Annotated in this window: 11 protein-coding genes and 3 pseudogenes; 7 read left to right on the plus strand and 7 right to left on the minus strand. The window is 56.8% G+C overall.

Going from position 1 to position 11,631, the window contains the following annotated elements:
• The first annotated feature begins 158 nt into the window (after positions 1 to 158).
• From msrB to msrA, 3 genes are read left to right on the plus strand one after another with little or no spacing between them, the layout of a single operon-like run.
• Positions 159 to 680 (plus strand): peptide-methionine (R)-S-oxide reductase MsrB, encoded by a 522-nt coding sequence (gene msrB, locus RHM65_RS20275; protein WP_322169676.1) that lies wholly within the window; start codon positions 159 to 161, stop codon positions 678 to 680.
• A gap of 52 nt (positions 681 to 732) precedes the next feature.
• A complete protein-coding gene (locus RHM65_RS20280; RefSeq protein WP_322169673.1) occupies positions 733 to 2,523 on the plus strand; it encodes a cytochrome c biogenesis protein DipZ in 1,791 nt (596 codons plus the stop codon).
• Between the two features lie 33 nt (positions 2,524 to 2,556).
• Entirely contained in the window at positions 2,557 to 3,276 is a 720-nt protein-coding gene (gene msrA, locus RHM65_RS20285) for a peptide-methionine (S)-S-oxide reductase MsrA (protein ID WP_322169671.1), read from the plus strand.
• Positions 3,277 to 3,653: 377 nt separating this feature from the next.
• Here the strand turns inward: msrA and RHM65_RS20290 are convergent.
• Positions 3,654 to 3,956, minus strand: a pseudogene (locus RHM65_RS20290) (Tn3 family transposase); the annotation flags it as partial.
• On the opposite strand from RHM65_RS20290, the pseudogene RHM65_RS20295 reads away from it, so the two are divergent.
• A pseudogene (locus RHM65_RS20295) lies at positions 3,956 to 4,177 on the plus strand (DUF86 domain-containing protein); the annotation flags it as partial. The pseudogenes RHM65_RS20290 and RHM65_RS20295 sit on opposite strands and share 1 nt — an antisense overlap.
• Positions 4,171 to 4,728 (plus strand): recombinase family protein, encoded by a 558-nt coding sequence (locus RHM65_RS20300; RefSeq protein ID WP_322169669.1) that lies wholly within the window; start codon positions 4,171 to 4,173, stop codon positions 4,726 to 4,728. The pseudogene RHM65_RS20295 and the gene RHM65_RS20300, both read left to right, overlap by 7 nt.
• Positions 4,729 to 4,906: 178 nt before the next feature.
• On the opposite strand, the gene RHM65_RS20305 is transcribed toward RHM65_RS20300, so the two are convergent.
• On the minus strand, positions 4,907 to 5,155 hold the full coding sequence (locus tag RHM65_RS20305; protein WP_322169667.1) for a hypothetical protein: 249 nt from the start codon (positions 5,153 to 5,155) through the stop codon (positions 4,907 to 4,909).
• Positions 5,156 to 5,516: 361 nt separating this feature from the next.
• The gene (locus RHM65_RS20310; protein ID WP_322183936.1) at positions 5,517 to 6,452 is read right to left on the minus strand and encodes a DMT family transporter; all 936 of its coding nucleotides are present in this window, start codon (positions 6,450 to 6,452) and stop codon (positions 5,517 to 5,519) included.
• 98 nt (positions 6,453 to 6,550) lie between these two features.
• On the opposite strand from RHM65_RS20310, the gene RHM65_RS20315 reads away from it, so the two are divergent.
• Complete coding sequence (locus RHM65_RS20315) at positions 6,551 to 7,420, plus strand: LysR family transcriptional regulator (RefSeq protein WP_322169663.1); 870 nt, start codon at positions 6,551 to 6,553, stop codon at positions 7,418 to 7,420.
• Positions 7,421 to 7,424: 4 nt separating this feature from the next.
• On the opposite strand, the gene RHM65_RS20320 is transcribed toward RHM65_RS20315, so the two are convergent.
• From RHM65_RS20320 to RHM65_RS20330, 3 genes are read right to left on the minus strand one after another with little or no spacing between them, the layout of a single operon-like run.
• The gene (locus tag RHM65_RS20320) at positions 7,425 to 7,895 is read right to left on the minus strand and encodes an arsenate reductase ArsC (RefSeq protein ID WP_322169661.1); all 471 of its coding nucleotides are present in this window, start codon (positions 7,893 to 7,895) and stop codon (positions 7,425 to 7,427) included.
• A 46-nt stretch (positions 7,896 to 7,941) separates the two neighbouring features.
• Positions 7,942 to 9,237: an arsenic transporter gene (locus RHM65_RS20325; protein WP_322169658.1), complete on the minus strand. Its 1,296-nt coding sequence runs from the start codon at positions 9,235 to 9,237 to the stop codon at positions 7,942 to 7,944.
• Between the two features lie 28 nt (positions 9,238 to 9,265).
• A complete protein-coding gene (locus RHM65_RS20330) occupies positions 9,266 to 9,616 on the minus strand; it encodes a metalloregulator ArsR/SmtB family transcription factor (RefSeq protein WP_322169656.1) in 351 nt (116 codons plus the stop codon).
• Positions 9,617 to 9,902: 286 nt separating this feature from the next.
• On the opposite strand from RHM65_RS20330, the gene RHM65_RS20335 reads away from it, so the two are divergent.
• Positions 9,903 to 10,865, plus strand: a complete 963-nt coding sequence (locus tag RHM65_RS20335) for an alpha/beta hydrolase (RefSeq protein ID WP_322169654.1) — start codon at positions 9,903 to 9,905, stop codon at positions 10,863 to 10,865.
• Between the two features lie 23 nt (positions 10,866 to 10,888).
• Here RHM65_RS20335 and RHM65_RS20340 read toward each other — a convergent pair.
• Positions 10,889 to 11,599: pseudogene (locus RHM65_RS20340) on the minus strand (CatB-related O-acetyltransferase); the annotation flags it as partial.
• Positions 11,600 to 11,631 lie beyond the last annotated feature (32 nt).

Below are 11,631 nucleotides of genomic sequence, written 5' to 3' on the forward strand. Positions count from 1 at the left end.
AGGGGTCAGTGGCTTGGCGCACGGGGCATGCGACAGGACAGCCATTGTGCAAGATTCTGGCGGGGCCAATCTTCACAATTAATTTAACTTTGCGTGAAGACTTGGGGACCGTCTGCGCCAAAGAATAGCAGCACACCCACTCCCTCCAAGTGAACGTTATGCAATCCAGACGGTGGTTTCTTTTATACGGCAGCGCCGGCGTAGCCCTCGCCGCCAGCGGTGTACTCGGTTTACGTGCCTTCGCTGCGTCGCCGCTGCCAGCAACAACGGCCCGCGCCACGCAAGTGTTCGACGTGACCCACAGCGACGCTGAATGGCACACACTGCTGACCCCAACTCAATATGACGTACTGCGTAACAGCGGCACTGAAAGGCCTGGTAGCAGTCCGCTAAACAATGAACACCGCACAGGTCGGTTTGCCTGCGCCGGGTGTCAGTTAGAGGCGTTTTCTTCCAGCACCAAATTTGAGAGCCACACCGGCTGGCCGAGTTTCACTTCGCCGCTGGCCAACGCCGTCGCGGAAAACCGTGACACTTCGTTCGGCGTCGAACGCACCGAAGTGCATTGCCGGCGTTGCGGCGGTCACTTGGGCCACGTCTTCGATGACGGCCCCGAACCCACCGGCTTGCGTTATTGCATGAACGGTGTGGCCATGACTTTTACACCAGGGCAGGCGTGAGTCAGCCCATGACTTGCGGCAACTGAACGGTCACTTATAAGGAATTGAAGCGATGTTACTGATCATTTTGTCGTACCTGGGCGGCGTGCTAACGATCCTCAGCCCCTGCATCCTCCCGGTACTGCCGTTCGTCTTCGCCCGCTCCGGTGAGCCGTTCCGTCGCAGTGGTTTGCCGTTGTTGTGCGGCATGGCGTTGACCTTCGCGCTGGTCGCCACCTTGGCCGCTGTCGGCGGTGGCTGGGTGGTGCAAGCCAACCAATATGGGCGCTGGCTGGCCATCGCGCTGATGGCTTTTTTCGGCGTGACCTTGTTGTTTCCGCATTTGGCCGATCGCCTGACCCGCCCACTGGTGTCCATGGGGGACCGGCTGTCCAATTCGGCCCGCACTGAGCCCGGTAAATCCAGCGTCAAATCCTCGTTTGTGTTGGGGGTTGCGACAGGGTTGTTATGGGCGCCGTGTGCCGGCCCGATTCTCGGCCTGGTTTTGACCGGCGCTGCATTGCACGGTGCCAGTGTCGGCACCAGTTTTCTGCTGTTGGCTTATGCCGCCGGTGCGGCCACTTCGTTGGCGTTGGCGTTGTTGATCGGCGGCAAGCTGTTCACCGCAATGAAACGCTCGTTGGGCGCTGGGGAATGGCTGCGTCGGGGTTTGGGCGTTGCCATGTTGTGCGGCGTGGCCGCCATTGCGTTGGGGCTGGACACCGGTTTGCTGACCAAGGTCTCTACCGTGGCCACTGCGGGGATCGAACAAAAGTTGTTGGATACGCTGTCGCCATCGCCGGTCGCCTCTTCATCGCCATCGCCATCGCCTGAAGCACAGGGTAATGGCATGCTCAACGTCCGCTTGCAGAACACCGCCACTACACCGTTGTCGTTACCGGTAGAAGGCATGTTGCCCGATCTCTCCGGCGCAGTGACCTGGCTGAACTCCGCACCACTGACCGCCGAGCAATTGAAAGGCAAGGTGGTGCTCATCGATTTCTGGACCTACTCCTGCATCAACTGCCTGCGCAGCCTGCCTTACGTCAACGCCTGGGCGAAGAAATACCACGACCAAGGCTTGGTGGTCATCGGGGTGCACGCCCCGGAGTTTGCCTTCGAGCGTGACGTTAATAACGTCAAAAAAGCGGTCCACGATTTGGGCATCAACTACCCGGTAGCGCTGGATAACGACTTCGCTATTTGGAAGGGGTTCAACAATCAATACTGGCCCGCGCATTACTTTGTCGATGCCAAAGGGCAAATTCGTTATCACCATTTTGGCGAAGGTGATTACGCGCAATCTGAACAGGTTATTCAGCAACTGTTGAACGAGGCCGGTCAGAAAAACGTCTCAAGCGATGTGGTGGTGGCGGACGCCCAAGGCGTGCAGAAGGGCGCAGACGATGCCCAAATGCAGTCGCCTGAGACCTACCTCGGTTATGACCGCACTGAAAACTTCGCCTCGGCCAGTGAGCAAGTGATGAACAAAGCGCATACCTACGCAGCACCGCTGCAGCCACGCCTCAACCAGTGGGGGCTGACGGGTAACTGGACTGCAAAACCCGAGCAAGTCGTGCTTGAACACGCACCCGGCCGCATCGTCTATCGCTTTCATGCGCGGGACTTGCATTTGGTGCTCGGGCCTGGCGCAGACGGCAAACCTGTGCGTTTCCGGGTCAGCGTCGATGGCGCAGCGCCGGGCGACAATCACGGCACCGACATTGCCGCCGACGGTAGCGGCACGGTGACCGCGCAACGGCTTTATCAGTTGGTGCGACAAAACGGTCCAGTGACCGATCACCTTTTCTCTATTGAATTTCTTGACCCCGGCGTACAGGCGTATGCGTTCACCTTTGGTTGATCACAGCCTGTCCTTAACACGTGAGGATTACCTATGAGTATGTTCAGTTTTGCCAAACAGAAAGCAACCCTGGCACTGAGTTGCGCAGGTGCTGTGGCGTTGATATTGGGCTTGTCCGTGCAATCGGCCAACTCTGCCGAACCGGTGGTGGCCCTCGCCCCACCGACACTGGATGAAGCCGTCGGCACGTCCCACAGCGAAGTCGCGGTATTTGCTGGCGGTTGTTTCTGGGGCGTTCAAGGCGTGTTTCAGCACGTGATCGGCGTCGACAATGCGCTGTCCGGTTATGCCGGCGGCGCGGCGAACACCGCCGAGTACGAGCAGGTCGGCTCCGGCGACACCGGGCACGCGGAATCTGTGCAGGTGACGTATGACCCGACGAAGGTGACGTATGGGCGATTGCTTCAGGTGTTTTTCTCGGTAGCACATAACCCGACCGAGCTGAACCGCCAAGGCCCTGATCGCGGCACACAATACCGCTCGGCGATCTTCCCGCAGAATCCAGAGCAGGAAAAAGTCGCTCAGGCATACATTGCGCAGTTGGAGGGATCGAAAGCGTTCAGCGCGCCGATTGTGACCAAGATCGAAGACCACAAGAACTTCTTCCCGGCGGAGGGTTATCACCAGAACTACCTGACCTTGCACCCGACCAGCCCGTACATCGCCATGAACGATTTACCCAAAGTGCAGAGTTTGAAAGAACTGGTGCCAACGCTTTATCGGGCCGATCCGGTGTTGGTGGGGAAGCTTTAATTGGTCACACCGAGACAATCGGCAGATAACACATCGGTGGGACCGAATTCAATCGGGAAGCGGCCTGAAAGACCGTATTGTTGCCTTCCCGAATGAATTCGGTCCCACGGTTTCTGGCGATGCACACATTTCTGTAGGTGCTGCCAAAGGCTGCGATTCAGATGTTCAGTGCCTACTATTCCGTGCCTGCCGAAAGTCTCTGTGGGAGTTGGCTCGCCAACGAAAGCGTCAATCCAGGCCACCCAGGCTTCAGGTCGACATCAGCGGCGTGACTACGGACCTCTTCGCAGGCAAGCCTACTCCCACAGTATCTGCGGTTACTTGCTATCAACCGTATCAATCAAGGGGTCGCTTCAGAAAACGGAATTTAAAGCACGTTAAGCGGGTGGCAGCGCTCGTAATGGCCTGCACTTCCCCGCACCGACCTTGGTGCGGTTGCGCCACAGGTAGTCGCCCGTCAAATTGATGTGCTCCCAGCCCAGCGGGGATAGGTATTGCAACAGCGCGTCAATGCTTTTGCCGTGATTGCGCAAGGCGTTCACGGCTCGTTCCAGATAGACGGTATTCCACAGCACAATAGCCGCCGTCACCAGATTGAGGCCGCTGGCCCGGTAGCGCTGTTGCTCGAAGCTACGGTCGCGGATCTCTCCTAGCCGGTTAAAGAATACAGCCCGAGCCAATGGACGGTTACGCCGAGTTCATCCAGGTACACACGCAAGTGCCATGGCGCAGCATGCGTGGGATGCGCAACCGCATTGCTCACGGTTACTTCGATATCAACCTGGATGTCGTGTGGGAGACGGTTAAAACGGCGTTGCCAGAGTTGTTGACGCAGCTCTCCACCGTTCTCCAGGACGCCGACGATAAAAGAAACAATCCAACAAGAGACACGCCATGTTAATCGGCTATGCACGTGTCTCGACGCAAGATCAGAACCTGGAACTACAACGTGAAGCCTTGACCCTGGCAGGGTGTCAGAAGGTCTTCGAGGACAAGGTAAGTGGTACGAGGGCAGACCGGCCAGGCCTGGGTAAGGCGCAAGAAATACTGCGTGAGGGCGACACCCTGGTGGTCTGGAAGCTGGATCGCCTGGGGCGTAGCGTCAAGCAGTTGGTCGACCTGGTCGGCGAGCTGCACAAACAAGGTGTCCAGTTCAAGAGCCTGACCGACGCCATCGATACCGGCACCTCATCAGGTCGGTTCTTTTTTCATGTAATGGCCAGTCTCGCTGAAATGGAGCGTGAGCTGGTCGTTGAGCGAACCCGTGCGGGGGTTGACGTTGCCCGCCAACTTGGCCGTAAAGGTGGCCGCAAGCCCAAGATGACCGAAAGCAAAATCGAGTCCGCCAAAAAGTTGCTGGCAAGTGGCGTTCCGCCCAAGGATGTAGCCAAGAACCTCGGGGTTTCAGTTTCTACGTTATACCGTTGGATTCCAGCGTCAGAACATGCTTAAGAGTTCTTTTTTATGAAACTATCATAACTACCGTCCTTGATTGGGCTTTTAACAGAAAGCTCACGGCTTTCCTGAGAAAAATAGATGGAAACTAATAATACACAGAAATAAAAAGCCCTGAATCAAAATTGATTCAGGGTGAATAAAATTTAAAAAATCTTACTTGTCAAACAATGGGTTACTTTAGAAGTTTCACTGCTGCTTGAGCAAGACTAATGAACAACTTGTCATCCTGCGCATCAAAATCGCCATCGCCGTCAGCATCTCCTTTTACGTCTACCTTGTCGTAATTTTCATTCTTCCCTGAAGAAGACACGGAGGTAGAAAATTCAAGTTCTTTTCCAGAGTAGAATTCGAGCAGAACTTCAGGACTACCATCACGGTCAAGATCTTCAATTGAAATACGGATTTCCTTAGCAGCCATCATTACACCTCATCCATTGAATTAAGTAATAGCCACATCGCTCAAAGAACGCGTGCCCTTACTAACAGTAGGCCATCCCCCCCACAACCGTCCACCGGTAGCAAAACAGGTAGGGCTATTTTTTGATCAGCGGTCGTGAGAGGTATGCCGAAAACTCCGTCAGTAAACAATCTTTTACAACGGCCCCACCGTTGGCCCCTCCTTTACGAGGTTTGTGGCATCGCCGGAAAAATCGGAGGTTCCGGCTGCCCGTCACTGTGCACGCTTAGCGTGCTTTAAATTCCGTTTTCTGAGACTGGCCCATCAAATCCCAGGGCCGTCCCGGCTTCGCCCCAGGGCATGAATGAATTCATTCCACAGAGAATCAAGTTGCCTGGCGTAAGCGCACCCGTCGATTAAACACCCACAACCCCACCAAGGTCAGGCCGATGCCTGCCACGCTTAGTGACGTCAGGGCATCACCAAATTGCAGATAAGCCCAGAGCATGGTCACCGGCGGTGTCAGGAACAGGGCGCTGCTGACGCGTTGCAGGCTGTAGCGTTGTAAGCACAGCCAATAAAATCCATACCCGCCCAGTGTCGACAGGATGACCAACCAACCCACGCCTAACCCGAAGCTGAGGGAAGCAATCGGCCGCAGGCTGCCTTCGTACAGTGCCAACAGCGCAAATACGGGCAACGACGCACACACCTGAATAAACAGCGCCAGCAGTCGCGGCATTTGACTGGGGCGTTGCTTCTGGTAATGGGTCACGGCAGCCAATGACAGCACGCCGATTAACGGCAAACTATAAGCCCAGACCGCTGCGGTTCCGAGTTCAAGGCCTGTGCCACTGGCAATGATCATCCCCAGCACGCAGATACCCAGCCCGCACCATTGCCACCCGCGAGTGCGTTGATCGGGGTAAAACGCGGCCATCAGCACGATCATCAACGGCAACAGGTTGGCAATCAGCGCAGTCATCCCCGGTGCCACTCCGCACTCAATCGCTTTGGCGATGGGTGCGATATAACCGGCGATCGCAAACAGGCCCATCAGCGCTTGGCGCACACCATCTCGCCACTCCAGCCGCCGTAATTCGCCCATCACAAACGGCAGCAACACCAGCGCAGCCAGTACAAAGCGCCAGAAGGTCGCCAAAAATACCCCACTTTGCTCAGCCACATAGCGGTAGCCAATGAAACCCGAACTCCAACTGAGCACCATGGCTGCCAGCAGTAGTCCTGGAGCAAACCTCAGCAGATTGATAGGTCGCCGGGCGCAGGGCGTCGCCAAGGGGACGGTTTGTCGGAGAGTCATGGGCAATACCTGTGCAGGGTGTCTGCAACAGGGTATGAATAGAGCGGTAATGCAATCAAACGATACGATTAGCAGCAGTGATGCAGGAATCCTCAACCATGGCCAACACCCTGGACATCGATCTTTTGCGAACCTTCCACGCCGTTGTCCGGTTCGGGCAGTTTCTGGCGGCATCGGCGTTTCTCAATCGCAGCCCGTCGGCGGTGAGTCTGCATGTGCGGCGTCTAGAGGATGTAGCCGGTGGGCAATTATTTGAGCGCGACAACCAGACTGTGGCGTTGACCCCGCTGGGGCGCCGTTTCGCGCTGCACACGGCGCAACTGCTAAGGCTGCATGATCAGGTGCTCGACAGCTTTAGCCACCCGGTTGCCAGCGGCCGGGTGCGTTTGGGGATATCGGAGGAGTACGCCGGGGCTTTGCTGCACTGCACGTTGCCGTCGCTGACCACGCATTTTCCGCACATTGAATTGGAAATCGAGACCGGTTCCAGCGGGCGTTTGCGGACACGATTGACCCGGGGCCAACTGGATCTGGCGCTGGTCGTTGAACCCATGGGCGTGCCCTCGCCCGACCACCAGCCCGCACGAACCTTTGGCACGACCCAACCGATATGGGTCGCGGCGCATCAGTACCGGATCGACAGCACCCGACCCGTGCCGTTGGCGCTGCACGGTAAAGGTTGCCCCTATCGCGCAGTGGCTATTGATGCTTTGGCACACGCCCAGCGGCGATGGCGCACGGTGGTCATGAGTGCGGGGGGAATGGCGCTGGAGATGACCATTAGCGCTGGGCTCGCCATCGGCATCATCGACCGCGCCCGGATCGGCACTGATATGCGCGAACTGACACTTGACGATGGTTTCCCGGAACTGCCGCTGCACGAATTGAAGCTGATGAAAGCACCGGGAAACGCCAGTGCGGCCGTTGAAGTGATGGTTCAGTTGATAAGCGAACACTTCCGGCTGTAAGCGGCTACAGACGCCCAATTTCATCCAGTACCACTTTCTGCTCGGGTGGTGAACGCTGTTCGATTTCCGCTGCGAATAATGCCGTGAAGCGACGCTTTATTATTTCCAAGGTCGCATCAAACGCCGCTTGGATGGCGTCTAGGCTGCCTTGGACATCCGACGGATCGGCCAGTCCCCAGTGGCTTTTAATCGCCGGGCCAAAGTACACCGGACACGGCTCGCCAGCCGCTTGGTCACAGACCGTGATTACAATATCGGGCGGCGAATCGGCAAACACTTCTGAGCCTTTGCTGTACAGCCCGTGGACTGAAACCCCCGCTTTTTCCAACGTCGCCAGCGCGCGAAGATTCAGCTGCCCGCTGGGAAAGCTGCCAGCGCTAACCGCCTGAAAACCCGCTGGGGCCATATGATTGAACAACGCTTCGGACAGCACGCTGCGGCAACTATTGGCGGTACACATGAACAGGATTTTCATCGGAGCCTCATGAATTTTATGACAACAACTAAAGGAGATGCCGCCTCTATAACGCCACGGGAAAGCTCAAGCGAAGCGCCAGCGCGGCCAATGTGACGATGAGAATCGGCACAGTCAGGAGGCTGCCGACTTTGAAGTAGTAGCCCCAACTGATGCGGATGTTTTTGCCGGCCAGGACGTGCAGCCACAACAGCGTTGCCAGACTGCCAATAGGTGTAATTTTTGGGCCGAGGTCACTGCCGATGATGTTGGCGTAAATCATCGCCTGCTGAACCACTGCGGTGGTTTCCGTACCCTGAATCGACAGCGCCCCGATAAGTACCGTCGGCATGTTGTTCATGATCGAGGACAGCAGTGCCGAGGTTATTCCTGTGCCCATCGCAGCGCCCCAAACCCCGTGTTCAGCAAAACGCCCAAGCAATGCAGTCAGGGCGTGGGTCAGCCCGGCGTTGTGCAGGCCGTAAACCACCAAATACATCCCTAAGGAGAACACGACGATTTGCCACGGGGCATTTTTGATCACCTTGCGCACCGAGATCACCTGCCCACGTGCAGCAATAATTAACAGTAAAACCGCACAGGCCGCTGCTACCGCGCTGATCGGGATCCCCAGCGGTTCCAAGGCAAACAGCCCTATCAGCAATAAACCCAATACCCAACCGCCAGCACGGAATGTGGCCCGATCACGAATCGCTGCGGCGGGGTCTTCTAGCTGCTCGGGGTCGTAGTTACCGGGGATGTCTTTGCGAAAATACAGCCACAGCATCAGCAACGTCGCCGCGACGCTGACCACATTGACCGGCCACATCACGGACGCGTATTCACCGAAACCCAGGTTGAAGATGTCCGCCGAGACAATGTTGACCAGGTTTGACACCACCAACGGCAGGCTCGCGGTGTCTGCGATAAACCCCGCAGCCATGACGAACGCCAAGGTCGCAGCAGGAGAAAAGCGCAACGCCGTCAGCATGGCAACGACGATTGGCGTCAGGATCAAGGCCGCACCGTCGTTAGCGAACAGCGCGGAAACCAACGCTCCCAGCAACACCATCAAGGCAAACAGCCGAACACCACTGCCCCGGCCCCAACGAGCAACGTGCAATGCGGCCCATCTGAAAAATCCCGCGTCATCCAGCAGCAAGCTGATGATGATCACCGCAATAAACGTCGCCGTCGCATTCCAGACAATGGCCCATACCGTTGGGATATCCCCTAAATGGACCACCCCGGTCAGCAACGCCAACACCGCTCCGACAGCGGCGCTCCAGCCGACACCAAGGCCTTTGGGTTGCCAGATGACCAATACCAACGTGAACACAAAAATCAATGCAGCCAATAACATCCGAGGCACTCAAACAAGGGGTTGAAGATCAGCAGCACGCCGCTATACGAACAGGTCGCTCGCCCATAGCGGCCAGACGTTTGCTGTCGCTGGCGATCCAGGGCGTGTTGGCTTCTTGCGTTACCCGCAGCACCTCACGCGCCCATTCGGGCAGCGCGGTGTGCAGGCGGTAATAAATCCATTGACCCTGACGACGGTCTTCCAGCAGGCCACATGCGCGTAACTGCGCCAGGTGACGAGAAATTTTTGGCTGGCTGTCGTCAAGGGCGCAGATCAGTTCGCACACGCACAACTCGTTTTCACGGCACAACAACAGCATGATCCGTACACGGGTTTCATCACCCAGGCACTTGAAAAACACAGGGGGCTCGATGTTCATACACCTGCGGCCTTCTCTTTATATATGGATATTCGAATATACAGATATATGAACGATAAAACAGAACCCATTTTTGATGCCTGACAGAAAACCGATGAGAAGCTTTGTATTAAATGGGTTGCGACCGGCAGACTGGCGGTGAAGGCTCCGAGTGCCAAGGCCTGCGTCGAAGCGCTACTCACTCAACAGACAACCCCCCTGCGCCGTCTCTACCGGCGCAAAACACGTAGAGCCCGCGTAACATGCCCGATCCATTGACTCACGACCCGCTGCGCGGAGAGCAGACATGCCCACTTCATTTCTTTCCCGCGTCAAGGCACGCCGTTTGATCCTGTTGCTCATGGCGTTGCTGGTCGTCGGTCTGCCCGCGAGCTGTGCGCTGCTCAAGCATGAGGAACGCAAATTGCTGTTCCAGATCGAGCCCGGTACCGCCAGTTGGTATCACGGCTTGCCCGCCGACGTTCAGGAGCTGGAGCTCAAAACCCCGGCCTTTGGCACATCGCAAAATATTCACGCGTGGTGGTGGCCTGCGGCACAGGCCGGGGCGCCCTCTATCCTGTATTTGCACGGCACACGCTGGAACCTGACGGGCCAGTTGTTCCGCATCGAACAACTGCACGCCATGGGCTTTTCCATTCTGGCCATCGACTACCGTGGTTTTGGCCAAAGCCAAGGTGCGCTGCCATCGGAAAGTACGGTCTATGAAGACGCACGCATCGCGTGGGCGCGCTTTAAAATCTTGCAGCCTGACGCCAACAAACGTCTGATTTACGGTCATTCATTGGGCGGTGCGGTGGCGATTGATTTGGCGAAAGAACTGGGCAATGACGTAAAGAGCGACGGCAGCGGTAAGCAGGCGCGTGGGTTGATTATTGAATCCACCTTCACCTCACTGGCCGACGTGGCAACCGCCGTCGCCAAGACATCGCTGCCAGTGCGTTGGCTGCTGTCGCAGAAGTTCGACTCCATCGACAAAATCGCCGACATCCATATGCCGGTGCTGATTGTCCACGGTACTGCCGACCCGTTTGTGCCGTCGCGCTTCAGCGAGGAGCTTTACCACGCCGCGCGGGAACCGAAAAACTTGCTGCTGGTTCAGGGCGGTACGCATAACAACAGCATGAGCTTGGGGCGAGAGGCCTACAGCCAAGCAATCAAGGCGCTGTTGAAATCAGACAATACGGCAGTCCACGCAGTGATACCGACCGCAAAACCAGCGGAGCCTGCAGAAAGCAGCGTCTCGGGCTGACTAAACGACGGCTGCGTCTGAGTCACACTAAACGGTTTGCTGCGAATCACGACCGTGCCGGGATTGCAGTCGGAAACGACGCGCCCTTGCAGGTGCTTAATCACACCGTCAGGCGTTTCGATGGGCAGCTCGGCCAACTCTTTCAACGGCATATTCCACCATTGACTGGCCAACAGACCGTCGATGGTCGGTTGGTCGAAACGATAGCGAATGACCTTGGCCGGTGAGCCGGCCACGATGGCGTAAGGGGGCACATCTTTGCTGACCAGCGATTGCGCACCAATCACCGCGCCGGTGCCAATAGTCACACCTTCGAGAATCAGCACGTCCATGCCGATCCACACATCGTGTCCAATCGTGGTTTGCGCCGCGCCTGAATGATGGGGCGCCGCGCCGCCGAATTTCTGACGAAGACCAACCAGCCCCGTGTGCGAGGTCAACCAACTCAACGGATGGGACTTGCGGTCTTGGCCGATGGTGACGTTCTTGGCCACGGAGCAGTAGCGCCCAATGCTCGACACATGATGCAGTTCCGAGCCGCTGACAATATCGGTGTAGGCGCCGATCCTCAGCTTGCTCGACCGCACGTTGACCTGATGAAGTTTTACACCCTCCTCCAGCGTCAACTCAGTGTCGCACCGTAAACCACGGGTGCCACTGTCAAATCGGCATTTGTTTTTCCAGAGCGTCTTTTTTAGTTTTCTATCCAGCAGCGCTCGTTTGAAGAGATTCATCCTGAAATCCACTCGCCTCATAAGTGGCCCAA

This window comes from Pseudomonas sp. CCI4.2, from assembly GCF_034350045.1.
Lineage (GTDB): Bacteria > Pseudomonadota > Gammaproteobacteria > Pseudomonadales > Pseudomonadaceae > Aquipseudomonas.